This is a genomic window from Micromonospora sp. NBC_00858 (assembly GCF_045207365.1).
GTDB lineage: Bacteria > Actinomycetota > Actinomycetes > Mycobacteriales > Micromonosporaceae > Micromonospora.
Genome location: NZ_CP108828.1, coordinates 3,574,007 through 3,600,114, shown reverse-complemented (window position 1 = coordinate 3,600,114; position 26,108 = coordinate 3,574,007). Strand labels below are relative to the sequence as shown.

Below are 26,108 nucleotides of genomic sequence, written 5' to 3'. Positions count from 1 at the left end.
CCGCTCTGTATCTGGAAGAGGTGCCCTAGCTGCCGCGGTCAGCCGCATCGGTCGTGGCGGTCGTGGCGGTCGGACGTCGGGGTAATCCGAGCCACCGGTCGAACCAGGCGCGGGTGCGGCGGAGCACGTCGAGTTGGTGGTTGCGTTCGCGGATCGAGTGGTTCTCTCGGGGATATACGACGTACTTGTGCTCGACTCCGAACCTGCGTAGCGCGCGGTGGAAGAACTCCGCCTGTGATACCGGGACGTTCGTGTCGTTCTCGCCGTGAAGGATCAGCACCGGCGTGCGGACCTTGGAGGCGTACGAGATCGGGCTGAGCCGGTCGTGGCGGTGTGGACCTGTTCCTTCCCAGCCGCTGCTGCCGCCGAGGGCGGACTCGAACGTTCCCCCTTCTCCGGTTGCGGCGAGCATTCCCCAGTCGCTGATGCCGGCGCCCATCACGGCGGCCTTGAACCGGTTGGTCTGGCCGACCGCCCAGGCGGCCATGAACCCGCCGTGGCTCCAGCCGCCGATGCCCAGCCGGTCGGGGTTGGCGACGCCGTCGGCGATGAGCAGGTCGATGCCGACGCAAATGTCGGTCCACTCGTCGAGGCCGACCGCGCCGGCGACGCGCACCGCGAAGTCGTGGCCGTGCCCTTGGCCGCCGCGCGGGTTCGGTAGGAACACGGCGTAGCCGGCGGTCGCCAGCCACTGACCGGACGGGTCCCAGCCGAGCATGAGCCGGTCGGCGTGCCGGTGGTACGGGCCGCCGTGGACCAGTGTCACCAGTGGAAAGGGCCCGTCCTTGTGGGACCGGCCGGCGGGCAGGATCAGCAGGCCGTCGAGGGCCAGCCCGTCGGATGCCTCGTATGACAGGCGTTCCTGGACACCCCAGGGGATGTCGTGGAGTTCGGGCCTGAGGTCGGTCAGCCGCGTCAGCGGCCCGCAAGTGGGGCCGGCGTAGACGTTTCCGGGCTCGTAGGACGTGCTGACCACCGCCGCGACAACGTCACCGTGCCGGTTCGTGGTCAACGACGTCGCGAGGCCGTCGACCCGGGACAGCTCGACGAGGTTGGGCCCGACCGGATCGAGCCGGTGGATCGCGGTATCGAGCCCGTCGGCGACCAGCGCCAGCGGCGGACCGGTGTCGACCTGGACCAGGTTGCTCGGGCAGCCGGTCGTGCCGGCGGTCAGGTTACGGTGCTCGCCCACCGGCCCGCTCACCGGTACGGCGACATCGAGAACCGCGTGTCCGCCCACCAGAGCTGGCGGGGTCTTCGCGACATATGCCAGGTGCCAGCCGTCGTCGGCGGGCCACCAGACGAGCGACGACGCGTCCGCCGCGGCCGGGCCGAGGTCCCGTGTCATGCCGCTGTCCGGGTCGAGCAGGTGGAGACCGGGCTTGACCAGGCCCGGGTCCACGTCGGGGGTCGACCAGGTCAGTACCGCCAGCATCCCATCGTCGGGCCGCTGGGCCACCTCGACGACATGGCGATCGCCGAATGCATCCGGTGTCCGGACCTCCCGGCTCCGTACGTCGAGCAGCCGCAGCCGGTCCGGGAGTACGCGTTCGCCCCACACCCGAGCGTCGTCGCGCTCCCTGTCCCGACGCTGGTCCTCAGCGGACGGTTCATCGGCTGCGATCACGATGACCAGGTCGGGATCGGCCAGTGGGAGGTGACCTGACACCCCACTGGACCAGGACGTGACCGCCTCCACGACACCGTCGACCAGCCCGACCCGGTGTACTTGCGCCGTGCCACGCTCGGCCCGGTCGGAGAGAAAGTAGACCAGCAGCGAATCCGCGGCCCACCGCGGCACCGAATCGTGCGCCTCACCCGAAGTTAATCGTCGCGGCGACCCGGTCCCGTCGGTGGCGGCGACCCAGAGTTCGCTAACGGGGTGATCACCAGCCCGTCCGACCGGGGCGACCACGTAGGCGACCCACTTGCCGTCCGGCGACAGCGCCAATGCGCGCGGAACACGACCGTCAACCACCAACTCGGCGGTGAGCTGTGTACGGGCCACCAATGCACAGTAACGATCAACCACCACGGCGACCAACCGCTGCCGCAACGCCTCCGCAGCATGGCTGCGGCGCCCTCCCAGGGGCTGTCCCGATCTCGACAACAACGCCAGGAGGAGACGATCTGGCTGCTTGATCGGGTTCGCACATCTGCCGCGATCCGCGCGCTATGCGGCGTCACGAAGTGCTGACTCGGCCGGCATACGCACATGCCGAGATGAGGGCGTACGGGGATGGCGGCGCATGCCTCGTCAGGAATGCCGCTCTGAGAACCGATGCCTCGGCAGGCAGGCGGCTCAGCCGCGACCGCAGCCGACGGCCCGGCGAACCCGGGCCACGGCCACGTCGAGGTCGGCGTCGAGGGGCCGGCTGCCTGCTCACGCTCGCCGATCCAGCTCGCCACCGGGCCGGGCTGGGCGCCCACCGCCGGCTGACCGGGGACGGGGGCACCGGCCCAGGGTTGGAGCATGATGTGCCGGCGAGCGACGGGCACTTTACGAATCGGCACTACGCAAGTGTCTTGTCGCCTTGCTCAGTCGGTGCACGCCTTCGGATAGCTGGGCCAGGTCGGCCGTAGCCGCGAAGCCGAGACGTAGATACGCCCCTGATGGTTCGGCGGCGAAGTAGCCGCTGCCGACGCTGACTGCGACGTCTCGGGCGTGGGCAGCATCGGCGATCGCGGTAGCCGACTGGAGGGGTCCCGGTACGCGTACCCACAGATGCAGGCCGCCCTGGGGGACGCTGGAGAGCGTCCATTCCGGAATCTCCGTGGCGAGTGCGGCGGCGAGGGCCGCGCTGCGTTCGCGCAGCGCGGTGGCCAGCCCGCGCAGGTGCCGATCCCATGACGGTGTGCTGATCAGTTCGACGGCGGCTTCCTGCAGCGGTCGGGCGAGGAAGAAGTCGTCGACGAGCCTGGTCGCGCGCAGCCGGTGAGCCACGGGGCCGCGGGCTATCAGCGCGCCGATGCGCAGGCTCGGTGACGCGGGCTTGGTCAGGGAGGTCAGGTAGACCACTGTGCCGTCGTCGTCGTCGGCTAGCAGAGGGCGGGGCATCTGTCCGCCGTGGCCGAGCAGCCGCGCGAAGTCGTCTTCGAGAATGAACGCCCCGACGGCGCGGGCGATGTCGAGGACCTGGCGGCGGCGCTCGGGTGGCAGAACCGCGCCGGTTGGGTTGTGGAAGGTCGGTTGGCAGTAGAGCAGCCGGGCGCCGGTCGTCGCGAACGCGTCTGCGAGCAGGTCGGGGCGGATGCCGTCGGCATCGATCGGGACGGGAATGGGGCGTAGTCCGGCGGCACGCGCGGCGGCCAGGGCGCCTTGGTAGGTGGGCGACTCGACCAGGATCGGGCTACCGGGCGCGGCGATGGATCGAAACGCCATGGAAAGGGCGTCTTGTCCGCCACTGGTGATCAGCACGTCGTCGGCGTCGACGTTGGCGTCGACGAGCCGAGCGAAGAGCGAACGCAGTGTTTCCAGTCCGGCGGTTGGTGCGCGGTCCCAGGCGTCGGGTCGCCGGGCTGCCCGGCTCAGTGCCCCGCCCAGGGCTTTGGTCGGCTGCAGGGAGCGGTGCAGGTAGCCGCCCGCCAGTGTAATCGTGCTCGTCGGTGGCGGGCTGAGCAGGTCGGTGGCGGTGCGGGCGTCGACGCTGCGGTCGCCGAGCGCGACCGTCTGCCACGACGTATCAATCGCGGCGTGGGGCGTGCGTGACCGGCGGGGCGCCACGAAGGTCCCGCTTCCAGGCCTGGTCACCACTGTGCCTTCGGCGGCCAGCGCCGCAACTGCCCGCGCCACCGTCACTGGGCTCACGCTGTGACTACGTACCAGGTCACGATTGCTGGGCAGCCGGTCACCGGGTGCCAGGCGGGCGATCTCTGCCCGCAGCGCGGAGACCAGAACGACAATAGTGCTACTCTCGACCATGAGAGAACATGATAGCGCTATCACCGCTTCTGGAGAAACGCTCCTCGACCTCACCGCCCTACGGGCCGACACCCCCGGCTGCGAGTCGGCAATCCACTTCAACAACGCCGGCTGCGGCCTGCTCGCCCGGCCGGTACACCAGGCGATGGTCGAGCACCTGGACCTGGAGGCGCGTATCGGCGGCTACGAGGCCGCCGACGTCCGCGCCGGCGAGATCAGCGATTTCTATGCCGCCACCGCGGAGCTGATCGGTAGTCAGCCAGGCGAGATCGCCTTCGCGGCCAGCGCCACCGATGCCTACACCCGGGCGCTGTCGTCCATCCCGTTCCAGCCCGGTGACGTCATCCTGACCACCCGCAACGACTTCATCTCCAACCAGATCGCCTTCCTGTCGCTACGCAAGCGGTTCGGCATCGAGATCGTGCACGCACCCGACCACCATGACGGCAGCGGCGTTGACGTCGACGCGATGGCGCAGCTCATGCGAACACGGCGTCCGCGATTGGTCGCGGTAACCCACATCCCCACCAACTCCGGGCTGGTCCAGCCCATCGCGGAGATCGGCCGTCACTGCCGGGACCTGGGACTGGTGTATCTGGTCGATGCCTGCCAGTCGGTCGGCCAGTACCCGATCGACGTCGACGAGATCGGCTGCGACTTCCTGACCGCCACCTGCCGCAAGTTCCTGCGTGGACCACGCGGCACCGGCTTCCTCTACGTCGCCGACCGGATCCTGCGCGACGGCTTCGAGCCGTTGTTCATCGACATGTACGGCGCGCGCTGGACCGGTCCTGACACCTATCGCCCGGTCGACACCGCGGCGCGGTTCGAGGACTGGGAGTTCCCCTACGCAGCCGTCATCGGCAGCGCCGCCGCCACCCGCTACGCGCTACGCGTGGGCATCGAGCCGATCTCCCGGCGCACTCCCGCCCTGGCCGCCCGGCTACGCGACCAGCTCACGCAGATTCCCGGCGTACGCGTGCTCGACCGCGGTCCGAACCCCGCCGCGCTGGTCACCTTCGACGTCGCCGGCTGGGAACCGGTGCCGTTCAAGCAGGCCCTGGATACACACCGGATCAACTCGGCACTCAGTTACCAGCACTTCGCCCAGTACGACTTCGCCGACAAGGACGTCGCCTGGGCGCTGCGGCTCTCGCCGCACTACTACAACAGCGAGGACGAGGTCGACGCCGTCGCCGAGGCCGTCGCCCACCTCACCGCCAGCCGGCGCACCAACGAAAGGTAGCAAGGTCGTGCAGACCCTGGACATGACAGACCAGGCATCGACGGTCGGCCCACCGGCAAGCCTGCGGCACAACCGGGACTTCCTCAAGTTCTGGCTCGGCGAGAGCATCTCCCTGCTCGGCACGCAGGTCACCACCCTTGCCATACCACTGACCGCGATAAACGCCTTCGGCGCCACCGACGAACAGGTCGGCCTCCTGCGCTTCCTGCAGCTCGTCCCGTACCTCGGGCTCGCCGTGCTGTTCGGGGTATGGGTCGACCGCGCCCGGCGCAGACCGATCATGCTCGCCGCCAACCTGGCCCGGATGCTGCTGCTGGCCCTGGTGCCCGCGCTGTACTGGACAGGCGCGCTGAGCATAACTCCGCTGATGATCATCGCGTGCGCTGTCGGTGTCGCCTCGGTGCTGTTCGACGTGAGCTGGATGTCGTATGTGCCCACGCTCGTTCGTGACCCCAGGCACTACGTCGAGGCCAGCGCCAAGATGGGCATCAGCTCCTCGGCCGCCGACATCGCCGGGCCGGGTCTCGCCGGGGCCCTGATCAGCGCGGTGACCGCGCCGGTGGCCATTGTCGTGAACGCTGTCTCGTATCTGGTCTCGCTGGTGTTGCTTCTGCTGATACGCACCCGAGAACCCCAACCGCCGGCTGCCGAACGCCGCCACCTGAGGACCGAGTTGCGCGACGGCCTACGGTGGGTGATCGACAGCCGCATCCTGCGCTGGCTTGCGGGAATCGGCTTCTGCTGCAATTTCTCGATGATCACCGTGTGGACGATGTTCCTCCTCTACGGCACCCGTGATCTGCAGCTGAGCTCGACCATCCTTGGTGGCGTCTTCGCAACGGCGTCGGTCGGTGGGCTGCTCGGCGCGGTCATCTCGCGCAAGGTGATCCAACGGTTCCCCATCGGGCGGGTCTACCTCGTCGCCCAGTCAGCCCTGCTGCTCGGCCCGACGCTGATCGTCGTGGCAGCCGGTCCGCGACCGCTGGTTGTCGGGCTGTGCGCCCTGTCTTTCTTCACCACGTACCTCGGACTCGGCGTGGCCGGCGTCATCATCGTCAGCCTCCGCCAAGCGGTCACCCCGCAATCGATGATGGGCCGGATGACCGCCGTCTTCCGCACCCTGCTCTTCGGCGGCGGAGCGCTCGGCGGACTCACCGCAGGCCTACTCACCGGAGCCATCGGCGCCAAAGCAGCGCTGGCCGTCGCGGCCACCGCCTCGGCCGCAGTGGTGATCGTGCTCGTCGCATCACCCGTGAGCCGGCTGCGCGCCTTCCCTACGGCGGCAACGGCGAAATAGCACAGACAAACGCCTGGTGGCCGGCAGCTGTAGCAGGCTGCCGGCCACCAGGCGTCACAACGCCGGGCTGCATGCACCGGACCCGCAACGCGCCGCCTACGTCTTCGCGACGGGCAGCGCGCGAGCCACGCCCCAGCCGCGCTGCCAGCGGACGATGAGATCTCGCAGGTTGCTCACCCGTCGAGTAGATCACTTGCACCTGAGCGGCCCGCCACGTCCTGAGACGCAATGAGCCCGAGATCACGTGCGCGGTTCTGCCGCGATCAGGGCGCCGGCTCACCGGTCGCTGAACGACCGGATCTGCCGAAGAGCGGATGTCGGATCTTGATAGCGGGCCGCCCCCTCTGACGACGCCCGAGACACGTCGTCTCGGGCCTGCAGGCTTGGCACTTTGTCTCAACGGTTTGTCATTGGCCTTTCTCACGCGGATGTCGCATGCCTCGGCATGGTTGCGCGACTGAACGTCCGCCCGCGGCGTTGGATCGTTGGCGTTGCTCGACGTTGGCAGCTGTCATCGGGGCGAGCCTGGTTCGTTGCGTGGCTCCGAGGACGTGACCCGGGGGGTAACAGGGGCATGGTTGGATGGGGTTCCGTGCTTGCCTCCTTACTCGCGTTCGCCGCCGTCGCGGCCGTCCTCACCGTCACTCCGGGCGTCGACACGCTCCTCATGGTCCGCACTGCGGCCGTCTCTGGCCGGCCGGTAGCGTTCGCCGCAAACGCCGGCATCTCGTTCGGCTGCCTCGTTTGGGGCATCGCGAGCGCGGTCGGGCTCACGGCCCTGCTCGCCGCCTCCCAACTCGCGTACGATGCGGTGCGCTACGCCGGTGCCGGTTACCTGCTATGGCTTGGTATCCAGGCGCTGCGCAGCCGCGCAGCCATCGCCACGCTCGATCCGGCCGAGCAGACGTGGGTCACTGTCGGGGGAGCGTTCCGCCAGGGCGTCGTGACGAACCTGCTCAACCCAAAGGTCGGCTTCGTGTACCTGTCGCTGCTGCCGCAGTTCATCCCGCCCGGCTATGCGCCGCTGCCAGCCTCGGTCGCCCTGGTTGGCGTGCACCTGGTCGAAGGCGTCCTGTGGTGCGGGGTGCTGGTCCTGCTTGTGGACCGGGTGCGGACGGTGCTGATGCGGCCGCGCGTCAAGATATGGTTCGAGCGGGCGACCGGCGTCGTGTTCGTCGGGCTCGGGGTGCGTCTCGCCGTCGACCGGCTCTAGAGCCTGTGTCGAAGTCGGTCACAGCCACTCGCTGATCGCGGCGACGTGCACGGTGGCTTCGTAGCGCACGGCGAGCTTGTCGAATCGGGTGGCCACGGCGCGGTTGCGCTTGAGCCGGTTGATGCCGCATTCCACGGCATGACGCTGCTTGTACCGCTCGGGGTCGAAGGCGGGTGGCCGGCCGCCCTTCGAGCCCCGTTTACGCCGGTTGGCGTCCTGATCGGTCTTCGACGGGATGGTGGCCTTGATTCCGCGCCGGCGCAGACATGCCGTACCTCGCATTCATCGCCTTCTACGCGCTCTGCGTGCTGGTCACCTGGGCTGTCTACTTCCGCTCCCCGGACCGGCGCCCGGCCCGCGTCTGACCACGTCCCCCACGGCCAGCCGAACACCGTCTATCTTGTTCCGCGGATCATGTGGAGGGGACCGGCGATGACGGATCTGCGGGGGCTGGCGGGAGGGATGGCGTCGGCGCTGGCCGGCACCGACATTGCGATCCTGCAAGGGCGCCACCAGCCCCGGGCCGGCAGCTCGCTGCACACGTTCGACGCCGCCGGCCGGTCAGCGTTCGCGGACACCGGGTTCGCCATGCACGACCTGCTCCGCCAGGTGGACGAGATGCTGCGCCCGGACGGGGAGGACCGCCCGCTCGTCGTCGAACTCGCCCGCGACGGGGCCGGACGCGCCGAGCTGCGGTACACCTTCGACCTGCCCACCGTCGCGCCGGTGCGGCTGGTACTCGACCCCGACTACCGACCCCCCAACCACCCAGCCTCGCCGATGCCGGCACCGCCCGGTGTCGCCGTCACCGACCGTCCCACCGACCCGGAGGTTCTCACCGCTATCCGGGGCCTCGTCGCGGAGTTCGTGTCCGAGTACACGCGGAACACGGGGGGCACGCCCGACTTCGGTGCCGGGCATTCGGAAGAGGATATTCACGCCGCCGAGGCCGCCATGGGCCTGCGGCTGCCCGAGGACCTTCGGGCCCTGTACCGCACCGTGTCCACCGATGAGTACGGGCTGCTCGGCGCGGGGGCCCTGCTGTCGTTGGACTCCGTGGTGGCGGAGTACCTGGCCGGCACGCCCGGGACCGACTTCGGTCCCGACGACCTGTTCGCGGTGTTCCCGGTCGTCTACGAGGCGTACCCGCCCGGCCGGGTGCGGCGGGTGTCCCGCAACGACTGGTGGGTGAAGGTCGGCACCGACTGGGGCGGCAACTACTGCGCGGTCGACCTCGACCCCGGGCCGAACGGCGCGTCCGGGCAGATCATCCAGTACGGCAGGGACTTCTATGGACCGGTGGGGTATTTCGCCGAGTCCGTAGCGGCGGCGCTGCACAACGTGCTCGCGGTGCTGCGCGACGACGTTACCTCCCGGCGCGCCTCGGTCCATCCGCAGTACAGCCACTCCGAGCAGGTGGGGCAGCGGCGGGTCGCCGACGTCCTCGCGGGGCTCGACGTGCAGGAGCTCTACCTCAACGACGGCGCTGTCCTCGATCTGGCGGAGCTTGCGCCACTCCACTATCTGCGCAATGTCTCGATCAACCGTGCGACCGCGGTCACGGCGGCCCTCCCGCCCGGCGTGCCAGTCGAGTGGCTGTCGATCGACGCCGCCGAGATCAACCTTCCGCCGCTGGGCGGGCATCCGACCCTGTGGGGGCTGAAGCTCGCCTCCCGCTCCCCGATTGCGATCGTGGCGCTGGCCGGCCTGCCGGCCCTCGCCCACCTCGACCTGTCCGGGGCCGACGTCAGCGACCTGCACCGGGTCGCGGATTTGCCCGGCCTCCGGGTACTGGAACTCAACCTGGCCCAGTGGCGGGAGCTGCGTGAGCGCGGTCCACTGCCAGCCGGGCTGGCGGCCGCGGCGCTAAACGGGTTCGCTCGGCTGGAGGAGGCCGACCAGTGGGCCGACTGGCTGCGAGGAGCCGCCGGGCAGCGATGAGCGGGCGGGGCCGGCGGCGCAGGACGCAAGCCTATTTCCCGGCCACCACGTATGGGCCATGAACCAGGGTCGCGACGCCGTTGTCGTTGGGCATCGCCGCCTCGATGCCGGTGGCCCGCTACGTTCGGGCGGCCAGGCGGTGTTCCCGGGGGCTGACGCCGCGGATGCGTTTGAAGGCGGTGCTCAGGGCGAAGGAGCTGCCGTAGCCGACCTGCCGGGCGACCGCGCCGACGGTGGCGTCCGGCTCGCGGAGCAGGTCGGCGGCCAGGGCCAGCCGCCACTCGGTGAGGTATGACATGGGCGGTTCGCCGACTAGCGCGGTGAACCGGCGGGCCAGCGCCGCCCGGGAGACCCCGGTCTTGGCGGCCAGTGACGCCACGGTCCAGGGCTGGGCCGGGTTGTTGTGGAGCATCTGCAGGGCCCGGCCGACGACGGGATCGCTGTGCGCCCTGTACCAGGCGGGGGCTTTGGCCGCGGGTCGGGCGAACCACTCGCGTAGCGCGGCGATGAGCAGCAGGTCGAGCAGCCGGTCGAGGACCGCTTCCTGACCGGGGTCGTCCTTAACGATCTCGGTGGCCAGCAGCGGGACCAGTGGGGAGTCCCAGGAGTCGCCCGGGACGAGCAGCAGTGGCGGCAGTGCGCTCAGGAGCCGCTGGCTGACCTCGCCCTGCATGGTGTAGGTGCCGGTGAGCAGCATTGTTGGGCCGTCCGGGCTGTTGCCCCAGGTGCGTACGCCCAGCTCCATCATCTCGGGCACCTCCTGCCCGTCTGGGGTGGTGCAGAGCTGTCCCGGATGAATGACGACCTGCGGCGGCGTGGCCGGCTCGTCGGCGACGGTGTACGGGCCGGGGCCGCGAATGATCGCCACATCCCCAGGACTGAGCCGGACAGCCGAACTCTCCTCGGGAACGACCCAGGCATCGCCCCGGACCATGGCCACCAGGGTGAGCGGCGCCTGGTCCTCGATCCGCATCGACCAGGGCGGGGTCAGGACCGAGCGAAGCAGGAAAGCTCCTTGGGCTCGGGGTCCGTCGAGAAGACCGGCAACTGCGTCCACGTAGACGATTAAACACAAAGCTGCGCGCTATGGCTATGTAAAGTCTCACGCCGCTGCACTTCAATGATCGATATGACCAACGAACGAGAGCAGCAGACGATCCTGGTCCTCGGCGGAACCGGCAAGACCGGCCGCCGCATCGTGGAGCGGTTGCAGGAGAGCGGAGTGCCCGTTCGGGTCGGTTCCCGCTCCGCAGGGCAGCCGTTCGACTGGGCGGACCGGGCGACCTGGGTGCCGGTGCTGCAGGGCGTCGGCACGGTGTACGTGTCCTACTACCCGGACCTGGCCGTGCCGGGCGCACCCGAGACGGTCGGCGCGTTCACCGAGCTAGCGGTGGCGTCGGGCGTCTCCCGGCTGGTACTGCTGTCCGGCCGCGGTGAGGACGAGGCCCAGGCGAGCGAGAAGCTCATCCAGTCGGCCGGGGTCGAGTGGACGATCCTGCGGTCCAGTTGGTTCAGCCAGAACTTCAGCGAGGACTATCTGCTGGAGCCGGTGCTGGGCGGCGAGGTCGTCCTCCCGGTCGGGAACGTGCCCGAGCCATTTGTGGACGCCGACGACATCGCCGAGGTGGCCGTGGCGGCGCTGACGGAGGACGGGCACGCGGGGCAGGTCTACGAGCTGACCGGACCCCGGCTGCTCACCTTCGCCCAGGCGATCGCCGAGATCTCCACAGCGACGGGCCGGCGGATCGAATTCGTCCAGGTATCCTCTGCGGACTACGCGGACGCGCTCACCGCCGACGGGGTTCCGCAGGGGGTCGTCGAGCTGCTGACGTACCTGTTCACGACCGTGCTGGACGGGCGCAACGCCCATCTGGGCGACGGGGTTCAGCGCGCCCTGGGCCGGCAGCCCCGGGACTTCGCCGACTACGCCACCGACACCGCCGCCACCGGCATCTGGGACAAGGAATAGGACACCATGAGACTCGCACAGAACGTGTCGCTGGTCGCCGCCATCATCACCACCGGGCTCATGGCAGGGCTGTTCGCCGCCTTCGCCTACGCAGTCATGCCCGCACTCAAAGGGGCCGACGACCGGACGTTCGTGGACACGATGCAGCGGATCAACGTGACCATCGTCAACGGCTGGTTCATGCTGAGCTTCCTGGGCGCACTGGTGTTCGCCGCACTGTCGGCTCTCCTGGCCTGGCGCGGAGAAGGCCGCCCGGCACTGCCGTGGATCATCGGCGGGTTCGCCCTGTACCTGACGATGTTCATCATCACCACCGCCGTCAACGTCCCGCTCAACGACAAGCTCGCGGCGGCCGGCAATCCCGGCCACATCGCCGATCTCGCAGCCGTACGCGAGCACTTCGAATCCAGCTGGGTCACCTGGAACATCGTCCGCGCGCTGGCCAGCACGGCCGCGTTCGGCTGCCTCACCTGGGCTCTGATTGTCTATGGCCGTACCACCGATTGAGTCAGCAGGCGAGACGGTGAGGTCTGCTCACCTCGTTCTGCGCCCGCCTGTACGCCCGCCACGACGCCCTCACCGTCCTGGCCGGCTCCGACCTACGCCGCATGCATATCGGCCCTACCTCGTCAGCAAAGACACCTAAGCGCCGGGCAATGCCTGAGTCCAGCCCGCGGCCGGTTGGCCGGGCGGTAGAGCCTCCCGGCCGGAAGATCATCAGCACTCTCGTGCCGCGATCAGCGCGTCGGTCGTGGCCGCGCAACGACCGGATCTGGCACCTCTCTGTGTCATCCATGAAGGAGCAGGGCCGGTCAAGGCTGGGATTTTGATCGGCTGACGTTGATTTTTCCGGCTCCGGCATTGGGTTTCGGGCAGGCGTGTGTGCGGTGCCGGGGTCAACGGCTGGGCCGTAGGCCCACCCCGCAGGGGCTTGGCCTTGACGCTGGCGCCGTGCGCGCCATGCTCGTGATGCCGGAAGGCGTTGTGGGTGGTCGCGTCACCAGTTCCGACGTCCTCGCCGAACGCCCCGATGTTGGAGATCACGTAGACGAATCCGGCGCGGATGTTCGCGGCCCGATAGTCCACGGCCTCGGCCGCCGCCTCGTCGATGCGCTGGCTGCCCGGCAGGACGCCAGCTAGAGCCGCCCACCTCACGGACGACCGACGCGATCCGTCAGAGGGGAGCACGGTCCGGGCGGGACGGGAACGGCGTGCCCGGCCGCCCCAGGGTCGGCCGGGCGCGGAGCCCTACCGGGTCCGCAGTCACTTCGCCCGATCGGTCGGCGGGCTCGGCGGTGAGCCGGCCGTTCAGGTACGCCGCTGCGGCCCGGTCCTCGTCCGTGGGGGCCGCAAGCAGCGCGTAGACCAGGCCGACCACCACGAAGATCACCGCCAGGATGATCGGCACCAGCAGGGTGCTCACATCCGCACCGGTGACCTCGCCCCCGCCCGGATGCAGGTGCGCAGAGAGGGCACTCATCCCGGTGAAATGCATGCCGTTGACCGCAACGCCCATCACCAGCGCGGAGCCGAAAATCGCCAGGCCTCGGCGGACGGTCACCGCCAGCCAGAGCGCCACCGCGGCGGCGACCACCGCGATGACAATCGAGAGCACCGCCCGGGTCCGGTCGTAGCTGAGCCGTCCGTCGAGCCGCATCGCCGCCATGCCGGTGTAGTGCATCGCCGCGACCCCGGCGCCGGTGAAGAGGCCGCCGCCGACGATGCGCAGTACGGACACCCGCCCGGTGCCGGCAATGGCCAGTCCGATGCCGACCGCCACCACGGCGAAGACCGCGCTGGCCGCGGTGATCGGCAGGTCGTACCGGATCCGGGTACCCTCGACGGCGAAGCCGAGCATCGCCATGAAGTGCATGGTCCAGATCGCGGTGCCGCCGATCGCCAGGGCGGCCAACCCGCCCCACCAGACCCGCTGGCCTGCGCTGCTCGCGATGCGGATGCGGGTGGCACAGATCAGGCCCAGGAACGAGCCGAGCACCGATAGCGCGTAGCTCAACGCGGGCGTGATCCACCCGTACTCAAAGTGATTGATCTCCGCCACGGCGGTTTCCCCCGAAGAATGGCCCGTGCGTAACGATGTGCCACGGCCATGATCCGGGGGCGTCTCACGAGGCGCAACGGCACCTTCGGGCATTCAGTGCCGTCGTGGTGACTGTCCAATGCGTCCATTCACCGTCGCCACCTGCCCGAAGTGATGAATCAGGCGGCCGCGTCCTCGGCCCGCTGGCGTTGTCGTGTTCACCGCCCGCCGGGCGGCGAGTTGGGCCTGCGCCGGCAGCCCTGGCCGGGGTGGCGCTGCTCGGGCAGGGCGGTGGACGAGTACCAAGATCGGTGAGCGACGGTGGTGACCTGGCCGCCGCTGACCGCGACGACGACGAACCAGCGCACCGTCCGGAACGCGATATTGGCAATGGCCAATCACGAGGCAATGGTGCTGCAGGCACACATTGTCGATTATCACTGCGCTCAATCTTCTAGACGCCTAAAGAATCGCCCGCACATGCGGGGACCCCATGGAGGGCTGGAGTTGCTCGTGCGCTGGGGCGGCCGCGGCCGGCTCGACGATCCTATTGGCGTATCCGTGGGGGAGCGGGTTGGGAGGTATGGGCGCGCTCGCCCGCGGCAGCGCCTGCCACGCAGCCGAGGGTCGGCGCCGCGCGGTGGCGAGGCGGTCCGCACGGGGTCGGCCTCTGACGGGAGACCGGTCCAGGCGATCAGTTTGTCCCCGGATTCGCGGCCCGAAACCGGGGAGCAGATTGGGAGCAACCGGCTGCACTGAATGGCGTTGAACAGCGCTCAACGGCACCGAACCGCGCTCAACTGCACCCACCCTGAGCTGCGCCTCCTCGTTTTCGCAGGTCAGAGTCGGTGCAGCGTCCTGTTTCACCGCGGAGTGCTCAACGGCTCCGGGCGGACGTCGAGCGCTGTCAATAGTGGCTGGTGGGGGAGTGTGAGCAGGTCAACGTGGTAAGGACTGGGTGGGGGCCCCCAGTACCAAGGGCCAGCGAGGTTCAGCAGCTCCGAATCGACCGCGGGCAGCCGGGCCACGGCGCCGGGATCCGCGGCTCCCGCTCGGCGACCGTCCGCACCAGGTCAGCGGCGGTTCGCTGGGTAGACGAACGCCCGGTCGAAGTCCGCCGTCGTTCGCCACCGCCCGTCGGCGTGCGTCGCGGTTTGTTACTCCGTTGGGCGTGCACCCACGCCCCGTCCCGGCCCGCGGTGGTCTGCGCCACCGTGATGGCCAGCCTCACCGCGTGGACCAGCCCACGGATGACATCGCCCTGCTGGCGATCCGCGCCGCCGGGGGCAACCGCGACCGGGTCCTGATCACAGCGCTGACCGGGGCCGTCAGCCGGCCTCGTGGTTCCGCTCCGGCTCAGACCTGTCTCTGCGCGGTGACCCGGACTCGCCGCTCGGTCCCGGTCCGGCCCCGCCGGTCGGGTCCGGCCCACCCTGCTCGCCGGTCAGCTCCGCGTCGGGCTGATAGCGGTACGCCGCCTCCCGTACCGCCGAGTCGGACTCCAGTCCGGCGCCGAGCGCGCCGCCGACCGTCGCCAGCGAGCTGGCCAGCCAGCCCAGCTTGACCTGGTGGGCGACGCCGGCCGGTCGGCCGGTGGATTCAGCGAGCAGGTCCCAGGGGACGAGGGCGATCGCCCCGATGATGGTCAGCGCGGCGAGCGCCACGTACAGCGCGAGGACGCCGGTCACCACGGTGAGCACGGTGACCACGTTGAAGAGGACGACCTGCTCCCGGGCACCCGGGTCGCGCGGAACCCGCTCCCAGAGGCGCGCGCCGAGCACCATGGTCAGCACCACCGCCAGGACGGAGCCGGCCGCGAGCAGGCCGAGCCGCAGGTTGCCCAAGGCCGCCGACAGCTGCCAAATATCGGCGCTCACCAGGGCGAGGACGGCGGTCGCGAAGGCACCGACCAGCAGCCGGGAGAGCCGGACGGCCAGCCGCCACGGCCGGTTCGCCCGGAGCATGCCGAGCAGCAGCCGCAGGTTGCCGCCGATCACCCCGGCCAGCAGGCCGATGCCGGACGCCTGGTGGTTCACGCGCGCGCCGAGTTCCTGGGCCCGCCGTCCGGTGGCCAGGCGCCGCCGGCGCGGGCCGGCCCGTACTGGGTCGCCGACTGCGTCGGTATCGCCGAGCAGTGCCGCGAGGAGCCGGTCCCCGGCCTCGGCCATCCGCCGGGCCACGGCGACGGGGCCGAGCGCGGGCATGGAAAGGACCGCGACGCCGTGGGTGGTGCTGGCGTGCGCGACCACGGGCCGCCGCGCGGTCTGCAACGGCAGGTCCGTCACACAGAGGACCAGACTCCAGCCCTCGGCCAGCATCCGGCGCCGGGTTGCCTCGATGAGCTGACCGAGGTCGGCCGGCCCTTCGACGAGCCGTGCCACCTGGAGGCGTACCGTCCAGTCGACCTCCGGGACGCGGCGGCGGAGCCGGTCGGCGAGCTCCGTGGCGGCCTCCCGTGCCAGGTCGGCCGCGGCCCCGGGGGCGGCCACGACACCCACGACGACGGACCCGCGCCCGGTCACCACACTCCCGGAGCCGGCCCGGCCGCTCCCTCGGGCGTGGCGCCGGTCCGTGGCGCCGTCGTCAACACTCGAGGTCGTCCTTCAGGATGCTCATCGCCATCTTCAGCCGCTCGGTGTAGAGCGGCAGCAGATCCTCCTTGATGGCCGCCCCGGGCCGGCTCGTCCACCGGGTTCAGGGCGTACGTCCACTCGATGCTCGTGGTGCCGTCCTCCTGGTCGCTGAAGTACCAGGACCCCTCGATGCTGTCGACCACCTCGCGCAGCCGCTGCGAGCTGAAATTGTCGACCCGGTACGAGAACGAGTTCGGCGGCTCCACCGTCAGTAGTTCGTCCTCGTTGGTCGAGCCGTCGTCAGAGGTGTTCGTCCGGCGCACGCCTGGGGTGTTCCAGCCGGTGGTGACGCTGCTGGCCACGATTGCCGGCGAGTGTCCAAATCTGGGAAAGATGTGGCTCAGGTCGACGTCGATGACGTGCTCGAAAACCTGGCCGATGGGAGCGTTGACGGTACGGGTGACCCGGACGAAGTCGTCCCCCACCTCGGTGCAGTCCCGGTCGACGCCCATCGCCGCCTCCCGTCCCTTTCAGCCTGGTCCAGCTAGTCCCCGGTAGGCGCCGACTCATTCATCGGCGCCCGGGCGGCCACGCCGAACCCGCCGGTCAGGGCTGGTACTGGCTGCGGGTGCGGGGCAGCCACTGGGGGTGCTGGTCGCGCAGGTAGCGGATCAGTCCCTCGCGTAGGTCGCAGCGTAGGTCCCAGGCGCTGGCGCCGTCCGCGGCCGAGGCCTGCACCTGGATGACCACGGTCTGCGGGGTGGCGTCGACCATCTGGAGCACCCACCGGTCTCGATCCCACAGCGGTGAGGACTCGACCAGTCGGCGTGCCTCCCGGCGCAGGTCGTCCAGGTCGGCGGTGTGGTCGACATGGATCTGGATCTTGCCGATTACCCGCGACTCGTTCCGGGTCCAGTTCTGGAACGGCCGCTCGGTGAAGTACGTGGTCGGCAGGATGAGCATCCGTTCGTCCCAGAGCCGGATTACCACGTTGGTCAGTTTCACCTCTTCGACCCGGCCCCATTCGCCGTCGACCACCAGTACGTCGCCGACGTGCAGCCCGTCGGCGAAGGCGACCTGGATGCCGGCGAACGCGTTGCCGAGCGCGGTTCGGGCGGAGAGGCCGATCACCGCGCCGACCACTCCCGCCGACGTCAGCACGGAGATGCCGAAGAGGCGTACCGGCCGGAAGGTGATCAGGATCAGCCCGACTGCGAGGACCGTGATAACGGCCACCGTGAGCCGCCGCACCGGGCGGATCTGGGTCCGGGCCCGCCGGATCCGCCGGTTGGTGACCGGATCGCTCGGCAGTCGGCTGAACGCGACCGCTTCGGCAACGTTCAATGCCTTGATCACCAGCCACGCACTGACGGCGACCAGGACCAGCTGGATGGCGTGCCGCAGATAACGCTGCCACTCGGCCGGTCCGGGCGGCAGCGCGTAGTACAGCGCCCCGACCAGCAGGATCGCGGTCGCCGGGCGGCGGCAGGCGTCCCGCAGCGGCTCCAGCAGCCACTTGTAGCGGCCACGGGCACCCCGGCGGATCAGCACGCCGGAGACCAGGTCCACGACCACGGCCGTCGCCAGCGCGGCCAACACGATCAACGCGGTACGCATCAGAAGCCGTTCACCGTGATCCCGATGCCGCCTCTCCTGGGCTCGCGACCGCACTCTCCGCGTTCAGAGTGTCATCAGATCCGGTGGCAAGCGGCGGATATCGGGAATGCCAGACGGCCGTGACCGACGTCCGGCGGCTGCCGAACGAGACGGTCGGCCCGCCCGCAGGCTTCCTGCGAGCCGGCGCAGGATCCATGATCGGCACCCTATGGCCGGTCGCCGACCTGCCGTGGCCGTTCATGCAGCGCTATCAGCTGAGGCCGATACGCGCAACGTGGCATCTGCCCGCGTGCTGGAGAAGCTCGGCTGAACCTGGGCGAAGGCCTGGCCAGCCAGGCTCAGGCGAACCTGAGCCTGGCTGGCCAGGCCACGTGCGGCTAGACGCCGCCGGACCCTGCCCTGGGCAGCGTCCGCACGACGGTCAGCGTCACATCGCCGTCCTGGTAGGACACCCTGAACAGGTGGTGGCCCGCGTTCAGGATCCGCCGTTCCGGCAGGGAATGGAAGTTGCCCTGGATCGAGTCGCCGCGCATGATCGTCAGTACCGTGCCCGGAGTGAGGGGCGCGCGAATGTCTAGGGCGAGTTCGCCGTCCAGCACCAGGTCACCCGCGGCCCGCACGCTCGTGTAGTCGTGGTCGCCGGTGATGGTGATGGCGAGGCGACCCGCTCGGCTGACGGTCACGCCGCCGCCGACGTTCAGGACGTTGCCGGGCGCGACGTCGGTGAGGGTGATGGACGCCGCGGACGCCGCTTCCCCGGACGACAGGCCGGGCTGCAGCACGCCGCTGTCGACGTCGATGCTGCCTGCCACGAAACCGCTGCCGCCGAGCGTGCCGCCCTTGACGTCGATCGAGCTTGCGTGCGAGCCGGTGATCGAAAGCTTACCGCCTTCAACCGTCGTGCCGCCCTCGTAGGTGTCGCCGCCCGTCATGATCAGCGTCCCGGGGCCTTGCTTGGTCAGAGAAGCCGTGTAGAGGTTGTTGTCGATGTTGTTCTGAATGTAGGCCGCGCGCTCGTCCATCCATTCCTTGCGCCACTTGACGGCGTCTTCATAGGTGATCTTGTCGTACAACTCGGGATGGCCGTTAGTGATAGCTTGGATGTAAGGATCAGCCAAAATGCCCTGAAGCATGAAGGCCTGTTCGTTAAGCGTGCCGTCCGGGTTCAGCACGTTGGGGCTGAATTCACCGGCGTAGGCAATGCCTTGCTCCTTGTAGCCCGCCAGCCACTCCAGATCTTCGCTTTCCCTTTCCTTGATCGCGATCTGGCTGATGTCGTTCGACCAGACGTCCAGGGGCGCTTTATCCATGTTGTAGGTCATGGGGCTCAGGAGTTGGCCGGGGCCGTACATGCCCTTGGCCAGATCGGGAATCCCCCAGCCCCAGCGTTCGTCCGGAAGACCGTCGGGAGCGGTCCAGGCGATGGATGCGCCGGAGGGGGAGGTTTGCCCGGTGCCGAGGAATCTCACGCCGTCGGACATCTTGTTGTTCGCCGTGGTGAACATCAGCTCACGCACCTGCTTCGCGTCCATGTTCGGATAGCGGGAGAGCAGAACCCCCATCACCGCTGTCGCAACGGGCGTTGCCGGTGACGTGCCGCTTGAGTTTGAATAGTTAGTGTCACCACCGCTGTTCGTGGTCCGAACGCTGTTTGAAGGGGTAGACACGGTCCACCATTTGGCGAGCGCCGCCTCGTTATACCCGAACTGCTTTGTGTATTCGGGATTGGCCGCAGTGGGCGGTTGCACCCCGCCGACGGCTATCCACTGCTTTTCCGCCAAGGGATTGAAGAAGGGATACGCCGGGCGAAAATACGGGTTGCTCCAGTCGTTGTTGCCGGACGACCTTACGTTGACGGTACCGCTGTCCTTGATGGCGTCCCAGATGGCGTCCATAAAGGAACGTCCGGGGTAGTTCGGATTGTATTGAATGCCGCCTTTCGAATAGCTTTTCTTGAAGAAGAAATACTGGTACTCCAGATCCTTCAGGTACTCGTTGGGGATAATGGTCGCCATTGCCGTGGCGCTGGCGCTGTCTTTGCCAGGCAGTTGGTAAGCGTTGGCGAGGTTGCCGTTGACTCCAAGGTCGTTTCCTAAGCCGTCAAAGCGGGTTCTGTCAATAGTCTGGACAAAAGAGCCCCAACTGCTGTTGATGACCCGGGCGCCTGCGTCGACCAGGGCCTTATTGGCTGTATGCCAGTACACGTAATCGTGGAAGGGGCCGTGGGACTGGGTATCGGAACCGCCGGTCTTGGCAACATACATCTTCGATCCAAAGGCGATGCCGTGCTGGTCTTTACCATCGCGCATGCCGGAGGTAACCCCAAGCATGCCGGTCCCGTGCCCGTAGTCACTTGTTCTCGCCTGATCGCCGGCCACAGTGAACGGCTCGCCCGCAGTAAACGGGTTCGCCGGGGTTGCTGCGTTACGATACCCGAAGCCGGACGTGCCGTAGACACCCTCCGCTCTCACCGAAGCGATCAGCCCGGTCTGAAATGCTTCGTGTGTAGCCCTGTAGCCCGAATCCATCATGCCCAGCGTGACGCCCTGCCCCCAGTACCCTAGGGCGTAGGCGGTGGACGCGTTTACCGCGACGAGCTGCCATGGGGAATTGACCGCTGTGCCAGGAGTAGAAGGATTATGGCCGGTATAATAACCATATTCCGGCGTTTCCCAACTGGCTTTAGCGGCATCTAGTTCCCCTGGACTCGTGGCGACAAAGCCGGGGTCTTCCGGGTACGCCGGCCCGCCGCCCGCATAGCCAGGGGTCGATGTCGGACCGGTCTTGGACGATGCCGAGGCGAACCCAGCCGGAAAAAACGCGATGCCTACTCCGGCAGCAAGGGTGCCTCCCAGTCGCCGCAGGAACTGCCGCCGATTCGTGGACCTCATGCTCATCTCCGTCTCCTTCCCGATGGGTCGATATCTCTAACGGACCGGGGCGGCCTGTTGCGTCCCAGCCCCATGATCTACACGCGCCGGTCGAGAGAAAATAAGGAAACCCTGCCACGTCAGAACGGCGAACTGGAACTCTCCCACGCGTGGCCTCCCTACATGATCACCAATTAGACTGCGACAGAAGTGCCTCGTCAAGAGGGCAACATTTATCCACCAGATGCGGTTTGAGCGACCGTCTACATCTATGTACGTAACTGTCATGGACCGGGCCATGGGCTCCTCGCGGGGCCGGATGAGTGACGGTCGCTACCGCACACGCCCTGCTGCACACCTTCTGGCTGGCCGGCTGGACCGCGGTCACCGGCGCAGCCGCACGGCTGCTGCGCACCCCACGCGTGCGCCGTACCCTCGACCGGCTCACCGGCACCGTCCTCATCGGCCTCGGCGTCCGCTCCGCGGTGACCTGACCCCGCCCGAGAGTCAACGGGCCCAGCAGAGGATTGACAGTTCACGCTGTGACAGCTGAGGATTGCCTCAGTCCACCAACTGTCACCAGAGAACCTCCGTCACCATCGTTCGACACCCCGCAATTCGGCGATGCGGGTCCTGTCGAGGCGACGGAGCCGGACGACGTCACCTTCCCTTTCTCAGCGTGTCGCGCGCTCGGTTGCCGCAACGACCGCACGCGACCCAACGGATGGAGCCGCGTACCCCGGGCGTGCCCCTCGGCCATCTCCTACGGCCATCAGGCCGAGTAGCCAGAAGGGCAGACATCACCATGCCGAAATCCCTACCCGCGCGGTGGCGACGCCGCCTCCCGGTCCCGGCGGCGCTGGCCGCCGCCATGGCCGTCGTGCTGCTGGTCAGTCCGGCCTCGGCGACCGCGCCGGACGCCGGCGCACCGGCCGATTCCGGCCCGGTCGCCGGTGAGCCGGCGAACGTCGTGGAGGTGCTGCTCGCCGGCACCGCGGAGCTGGACGCGCTGGTCGCCACCGGAGTGGACCTCGACCACCATGTCGAACGCTCGGAGAACGGCGTGGTCGCGCACGCGGTGCTCACGCCGAGCGAAGCCGCCCGGCTGACCGCGGCCGGCTTCACCCTCGGCGACGTGCTGCATCGCCCCGAGGACGCCCGGGCCCGCGTCGAGGAGCGCGAGTCGACCATCGCCGCGCACCTCGCCGAGAACCGGGAGTTCGCCGCCGCCGCGGCCGACCCGACCGCTCCGGACGTCTCCGACATCAAGATCATCCGCGCGGACTACTACACCTCCGGGACCAGCCAGGTCCTCTCCGTCGAGGCGAAGTGGGCGCAGGGCCAGACAGCCAGCAACACGCTCACCGTCGAGCGGGACAGTGGGCCGGGAACCGCGATCGGCTCCGGCGGCACGCAGACCATCTCCCGCTTCGTCGACGCCGGCGTCTACCTCTACCACCGTGGCGCCTCGGCGGTGACCAGCCGGCCGGACCGTATCCGGATCACCAGCCCCACCGGGGATGTGGCCGAGGTCAAGGTGCAGGAGTGGCTGCCCACGCCGGAGACCAGCCCGGAGGGGCCGGGCTACCAGAAGGACTTCGTCACCAGCTACCTCACGCCGACCGAGCTGTACGCGCGGATCCACCAGCTCGCCGCCGAGTTCCCCAACCTGGCCGAGATCGTCGAGCTGCCGTACAAGACGAACGGCTACCGGCGGCACGCCCAGGCCGTCCTCGGCAGCGCCAACGCCAGCCGGGTCGCGGTGGACTCCCTGGCCTGGGGGCACCAGGGTGGCAACGACATCTCGGTGGAGCTGGTGAACCCGGGCGTCGGCAACGCGGCGCTGGCGGTGACCGTGAGCGGTAAGGCCATCCGGGTGGCCCTCGGTACCGACGGCGCGGGCGCGGTGACCAGCACCGCGGCCGAGGTCGTCGCGGCGCTCAACGCCGCGGCCGGGTCGCTGGTCAAGGCGTACACCTATCGCGGCAGCCCGGGCGGCGGCGTGGTCGCGCCGGCGGCGCGGACCCTGCTCACCGACGACCTGAGTGCGCCGGCCTCCGTCTCCCGCGATCCGCAGCCGGTGTACGCCATCCGGATCGGCAAGGTTCGGGACGGTTCGAAGCCGGGGGTGCTCGCCTACGCGCAGGAGCACGCGCGGGAGTGGGTGCCGCCGCTGGTCACCGTCGAGACCGCCGAGCGGTTGCTGCGCAACTACGCGCACGACGGGCAGACCAAGCAGCTGCTGAACAACCTGGACATCTGGATCGCTCCGTCGGTCAACCCGGACGGCGGCCACTACTCCTTCTACGACTTCAACTCCCAGCGCAAGAACATGACCAACCACTGCCCGTCGACCGGGGCCGCAGACTTCCTCGGCCGGGACTCGTGGGGCGTCGACAACAACCGCAACTACACCGAGTACAGCCTCTTCGACGGGTACTCGGGCGCGTCGAGCAGCTGCACCAGCGGCACCTACGCCGGGCCGAGCGAGCTCTCCGAGCCGGAGAACCGCAACGTCGACTGGCTGGCTGCCCGCCCCAACATCAAGTTTTCGATGAACCTGCACTCCTCCGGGAACTACTTCATGTGGTCGCCGGGCGCGTACGCCCTGCCGGACCGGACCTCGGCGCCGCGGCCGACGCTGGCCGAGGAGTCGGCCTTCTGGGGCGCGTCCTCGCGGATCCTGACCGCCATCAAGCAGCACCGGAACATGGCGGTCACCCCGGCCCGCACGGGCCCGATCTCCGACGTGCTCTACTCGGCGGCGGGCAACTCCGGCGACATGCTCTGGTACAAGTACGGCATCTACGCCTGGAACTTCGAGGTCGGCACGTCCTTCCAACCTGACTGGGAGGAGGCGCACTCCGAGGCGATGGAGTTCTCCAATGGCCTGGTCGAGCTGATGCGGGTGGCCCGGGACTTCGCCAAGGACCGGACCCGCCCGGGGAGCACCCTCACGGTCGCCCCCAGCTCGACACCGGGCATGGTGAACGTGACCTTCGGCGTCTCCGAGCCCGCCTCGGTCTTCTACACCCTCGACGGCGCTACGCCGACGTACTCGTCGACGCTCTACGGCTCGGCGGGCATCCGCGAGGGCGGGGAGACCCTGACGATCCCGGCCGGCACCCGGATCAACTGGTTCTCGGTCGACTCGGCCGGCAACGTCGAGAACAACTACACCCCGGACGGCAGCGGCAAGAACTACCGCAAGGGCCAGGCGGTCCTGCCGACCAGCTGACGAATCACGGCAGGTAGGGACGGCCGCGGCGCTCCTGGGCACCGCGGCCGTCACCGCTCAACACAGGAATCCGGCCATCGTCTCCACGAACCACTCCGGATCGTCGAGCCACGGATAGTGCCCGGCGCCCGGCTGCACCGCCAACTCGGCCCGCGGGAACAGGCCGGCGTACTCGGCGGCGCGCTTCGGCGGGAGCTCGACGTCGTACTCGCCGGCGAGCAGCAAGACCGGCGCCTGAAGGTGACCGAGGGCGGACCTGACAGCCTCCGGGTCGACGGCCCCGGCCGAGTAGTAGACGGCCGCTGCGTCGTCGTTGCGCTGCCCTGCCTCCCCGGCGACCCGGGCCCGACGGTCGGCGTCCCACCGGCCGTGGGTGAACGGTGTGATCGCCTCCCAGTCGGCGGCGGTGGGCTGGCCCGACCAGATGCGTTCGAAGGCGGCGAAGGCCGCCGGGAACCAGGGCTCTCCCCGTCGGAGCTCGGCCAGCTCCCGGCGATCCAGGTCGCTGACCTCCACGTCGACCGGCCGCGGACTGGGCGTGATCAGCGCGAGACGACCGACGCGGTCGGGGTGCCGGGCGGCGTGTTTCCGCTGGCAGCCTCCAGGCCCGGCTACAGCACCCTCTACCCGCGGTACTGCGCGGTTGTCGGTACGCCGGTGGATACTGCCCGGCATGGCGAGCTTCACGGACCAGGACCTGACTGATGCCGAGTTCCGCGAGTGTGACTTGACCCGCGCTCGTCTGATCGGGGTGGTAATGCAGGACGCTGTGATCGACGGGCTGGTCACCAATCTGGTGGTCAACGGAGTCGAGGTGACGTCGTACGTCGAAGCCGAGCTTGACCGCCGGTATCCGGTGCGGCTGCTGCTCCGCTCAGCCGATCCGGCGGATCTGCTGCAGGCTGTCCGGCAGCTGCGGGCCGGCTGGGCGGAGACGATCGAGCGGCTGCGAGCGATGCCCAGGGGTTCGGAGCAGCAGCGCGTCGGCGGCGAATGGTCGGCGGTAGAGACCCAGCGCCATCTGGTGTTCGTGCACGACTCGTGGTTCCGCCGCTGCTGTCTGGGATCGACCGAGCCGTTCACCGCGATCGGGCTGGCGTCCGAGTTCGTCCCTGACCAGGAGGAGCAGGGCCTGGACCGAGCGGCGGCCCCCAGTCTCGACGAGGTGCTGGCCGCGCGAGACGTGCAAGGCGCTGAGCTAGAGCGTTGGCTGTCGACGGTGACGGCCGACCAGCTCTCGGCGCCCGCGCCAGTGCCGGCGGGCCCGGGTTGGCCGCCGTATGCCAGCGGAAAGTCGGTGCTGGAGTGCGTTCAGGTGGTACTGGACGAGGAGTGGGCGCACCACGGTTTCTGCGTTCGTGACCTCGATCTACTCGGATCATGACCCTCGCCACGAGGTTGCGTGCGACTAGCAAGGATTCACTCTCATGCCGCAGAGCGGGCGGGTTACGGGACATCGCGTACAGGTCCGACCTGCTGGACCTGATCGTGGTCACGGCATCAGATGGACGCGGATCCGTCTGGCCGTAACCGCCGCATCCTCCAGGATGGCCAGACGGGGCTCGGCGGATTCGAGCAGGTGTGGATGACGCAGTAGCGCCAGTGGCGACAGACGCCGGTCCGTCAGCACCGCGTCGATCATCGACCGGTCGCCGCCACAGACCAGGGCACTGACTGCATCGTGAGGGTCGGCGATAACACCCGGCGCGTGGGGCAGCATGATCCGCGCGGCGATGTCCGCAGCCCGCTGAGTAGCAGCCTGGGCCTGGTTGGCGCGGCGACGTGCGTAGCGCTGCTGCGAGGAACCGCCGGCCGCGGTGCGACCCTGCACGTAGAAGCGCTCGACCTTCGAGACGGTGATGGTCGCACCGTCCGCGACACCGGCGGCAACCGCGCCCTTACGGGCCAGCAGCACGGCGATCCGGGGCGGTCGGATGATGCGGGCCAGCAGCGTGTCGACATCCTGCACGTCGGCAAGCCCTGGCGGCGGATACAGCGTGGCGGTATCACCGTTGCTCACGCCGGTCAACACGAGGCCCTGCTCGGTGGCGCCGTCGTGGCGGCTGTAGAAGCCGTCGAGCCAACCACGAATCCGCTCCGGTGAGATCTCCACCCACCGCCCGCCACCCGCGGCGGGTCGCGCCTTCACCACGTGAACACCACCTATCGGGAACGGCCGGCCTG

Annotated in this window: 22 protein-coding genes and 1 pseudogene; 11 read left to right on the top strand and 12 right to left on the bottom strand. The window is 69.0% G+C overall.

The features are described from left to right. Positions 1-25: 25 nt before the first annotated feature. Entirely contained in the window at positions 26-2,008 is a 1,983-nt protein-coding gene (locus OG990_RS16815) for a S9 family peptidase (protein WP_406081407.1), read from the bottom strand. A 273-nt stretch (positions 2,009-2,281) separates the two neighbouring features. Here OG990_RS16815 and OG990_RS16810 point away from each other — a divergent pair, with 273 nt between their 5' ends. Then, positions 2,282-2,440, top strand: coding sequence for a hypothetical protein (locus OG990_RS16810; RefSeq protein ID WP_406081406.1), 159 nt, complete (start codon positions 2,282-2,284; stop codon positions 2,438-2,440). 60 nt (positions 2,441-2,500) lie between these two features. Here the strand turns inward: OG990_RS16810 and OG990_RS16805 are convergent, their stop codons facing one another. After that, on the bottom strand, positions 2,501-3,922 hold the full coding sequence (locus OG990_RS16805) for a PLP-dependent aminotransferase family protein (RefSeq protein WP_406081781.1): 1,422 nt from the start codon (positions 3,920-3,922) through the stop codon (positions 2,501-2,503). On the opposite strand from OG990_RS16805, the gene OG990_RS16800 reads away from it, so the two are divergent. From OG990_RS16800 to OG990_RS16790, 3 genes are all read left to right on the top strand, one after another. Then, positions 3,921-5,168: an aminotransferase class V-fold PLP-dependent enzyme gene (locus OG990_RS16800; protein WP_406081405.1), complete on the top strand. Its 1,248-nt coding sequence runs from the start codon at positions 3,921-3,923 to the stop codon at positions 5,166-5,168. The two genes, OG990_RS16805 and OG990_RS16800, sit on opposite strands and share 2 nt — an antisense overlap. A gap of 7 nt (positions 5,169-5,175) precedes the next feature. Then, complete coding sequence (locus OG990_RS16795) at positions 5,176-6,465, top strand: MFS transporter (protein WP_406081403.1); 1,290 nt, start codon at positions 5,176-5,178, stop codon at positions 6,463-6,465. A gap of 445 nt (positions 6,466-6,910) precedes the next feature. Continuing rightward, positions 6,911-7,678 carry a LysE family translocator gene (locus OG990_RS16790; RefSeq protein ID WP_406081401.1) on the top strand — a complete coding sequence of 256 codons (768 nt, stop codon included), beginning with the start codon at positions 6,911-6,913 and terminating at the stop codon, positions 7,676-7,678. Positions 7,679-7,696: 18 nt separating this feature from the next. On the opposite strand, the pseudogene OG990_RS16785 reads toward OG990_RS16790, so the two are convergent. Continuing rightward, positions 7,697-7,948, bottom strand: a pseudogene (locus OG990_RS16785) (IS5/IS1182 family transposase); the annotation flags it as partial. 162 nt (positions 7,949-8,110) lie between these two features. Between OG990_RS16785 and OG990_RS16780 the strand changes: the two are divergent. After that, positions 8,111-9,619, top strand: coding sequence for an SMI1/KNR4 family protein (locus OG990_RS16780; RefSeq protein WP_406081400.1), 1,509 nt, complete (start codon positions 8,111-8,113; stop codon positions 9,617-9,619). A gap of 118 nt (positions 9,620-9,737) precedes the next feature. Here the strand turns inward: OG990_RS16780 and OG990_RS16775 are convergent, their stop codons facing one another. After that, a complete protein-coding gene (locus OG990_RS16775; RefSeq protein ID WP_406081398.1) occupies positions 9,738-10,676 on the bottom strand; it encodes an AraC family transcriptional regulator in 939 nt (312 codons plus the stop codon). A gap of 72 nt (positions 10,677-10,748) precedes the next feature. On the opposite strand from OG990_RS16775, the gene OG990_RS16770 reads away from it, so the two are divergent. The 3 genes from OG990_RS16770 to OG990_RS16760 all read left to right on the top strand — a co-directional run bounded on the left by OG990_RS16770 (position 10,749) and on the right by OG990_RS16760 (position 12,728). After that, on the top strand, positions 10,749-11,588 hold the full coding sequence (locus OG990_RS16770; RefSeq protein WP_406081397.1) for an NAD(P)H-binding protein: 840 nt from the start codon (positions 10,749-10,751) through the stop codon (positions 11,586-11,588). Between the two features lie 24 nt (positions 11,589-11,612). After that, on the top strand, positions 11,613-12,095 hold the full coding sequence (locus OG990_RS16765) for an anthrone oxygenase family protein (protein ID WP_355615252.1): 483 nt from the start codon (positions 11,613-11,615) through the stop codon (positions 12,093-12,095). A 444-nt stretch (positions 12,096-12,539) separates the two neighbouring features. Then, positions 12,540-12,728: a hypothetical protein gene (locus OG990_RS16760; RefSeq protein WP_406081396.1), complete on the top strand. Its 189-nt coding sequence runs from the start codon at positions 12,540-12,542 to the stop codon at positions 12,726-12,728. 34 nt (positions 12,729-12,762) lie between these two features. Here OG990_RS16760 and OG990_RS16755 read toward each other — a convergent pair whose 3' ends face one another. From OG990_RS16755 to OG990_RS16730, 6 genes are all read right to left on the bottom strand, one after another. Further along, complete coding sequence (locus OG990_RS16755; RefSeq protein ID WP_406081394.1) at positions 12,763-13,647, bottom strand: MHYT domain-containing protein; 885 nt, start codon at positions 13,645-13,647, stop codon at positions 12,763-12,765. A 197-nt stretch (positions 13,648-13,844) separates the two neighbouring features. Continuing rightward, on the bottom strand, positions 13,845-14,024 hold the full coding sequence (locus OG990_RS16750) for a hypothetical protein (protein WP_406081392.1): 180 nt from the start codon (positions 14,022-14,024) through the stop codon (positions 13,845-13,847). Between the two features lie 930 nt (positions 14,025-14,954). Next, a complete protein-coding gene (locus OG990_RS16745) occupies positions 14,955-16,148 on the bottom strand; it encodes a hypothetical protein (protein ID WP_406081391.1) in 1,194 nt (397 codons plus the stop codon). Next, positions 16,145-16,711 carry an SRPBCC family protein gene (locus OG990_RS16740; protein ID WP_406081390.1) on the bottom strand — a complete coding sequence of 189 codons (567 nt, stop codon included), beginning with the start codon at positions 16,709-16,711 and terminating at the stop codon, positions 16,145-16,147. Before OG990_RS16740 ends, OG990_RS16745 begins: the two co-directional genes overlap by 4 nt. 94 nt (positions 16,712-16,805) lie before the next feature. Next, the gene (locus tag OG990_RS16735) at positions 16,806-17,816 is read right to left on the bottom strand and encodes a mechanosensitive ion channel family protein (RefSeq protein WP_406081389.1); all 1,011 of its coding nucleotides are present in this window, start codon (positions 17,814-17,816) and stop codon (positions 16,806-16,808) included. A 377-nt stretch (positions 17,817-18,193) separates the two neighbouring features. After that, positions 18,194-20,713: a S8 family serine peptidase gene (locus OG990_RS16730; protein ID WP_406081388.1), complete on the bottom strand. Its 2,520-nt coding sequence runs from the start codon at positions 20,711-20,713 to the stop codon at positions 18,194-18,196. A gap of 296 nt (positions 20,714-21,009) precedes the next feature. On the opposite strand from OG990_RS16730, the gene OG990_RS16725 reads away from it, so the two are divergent. Both OG990_RS16725 and OG990_RS16720 read left to right on the top strand, forming a co-directional pair. After that, positions 21,010-21,180 carry a hypothetical protein gene (locus OG990_RS16725; RefSeq protein WP_406081387.1) on the top strand — a complete coding sequence of 57 codons (171 nt, stop codon included), beginning with the start codon at positions 21,010-21,012 and terminating at the stop codon, positions 21,178-21,180. A gap of 311 nt (positions 21,181-21,491) precedes the next feature. Next, positions 21,492-23,924, top strand: a complete 2,433-nt coding sequence (locus OG990_RS16720) for a M14 family metallopeptidase (RefSeq protein WP_406081386.1) — start codon at positions 21,492-21,494, stop codon at positions 23,922-23,924. A gap of 57 nt (positions 23,925-23,981) precedes the next feature. On the opposite strand, the gene OG990_RS16715 is transcribed toward OG990_RS16720, so the two are convergent. Then, positions 23,982-24,440 carry an alpha/beta fold hydrolase gene (locus tag OG990_RS16715; RefSeq protein ID WP_406081384.1) on the bottom strand — a complete coding sequence of 153 codons (459 nt, stop codon included), beginning with the start codon at positions 24,438-24,440 and terminating at the stop codon, positions 23,982-23,984. A gap of 157 nt (positions 24,441-24,597) precedes the next feature. Between OG990_RS16715 and OG990_RS16710 the strand changes: the two genes are divergently transcribed. Further along, complete coding sequence (locus OG990_RS16710; RefSeq protein WP_406081383.1) at positions 24,598-25,308, top strand: DinB family protein; 711 nt, start codon at positions 24,598-24,600, stop codon at positions 25,306-25,308. Positions 25,309-25,416: 108 nt separating this feature from the next. Here OG990_RS16710 and OG990_RS16705 read toward each other — a convergent pair whose 3' ends face one another. Continuing rightward, positions 25,417-26,076 carry an acVLRF1 family peptidyl-tRNA hydrolase gene (locus tag OG990_RS16705; RefSeq protein WP_406081381.1) on the bottom strand — a complete coding sequence of 220 codons (660 nt, stop codon included), beginning with the start codon at positions 26,074-26,076 and terminating at the stop codon, positions 25,417-25,419. Between the last annotated feature and the right edge of the window lie 32 nt (positions 26,077-26,108).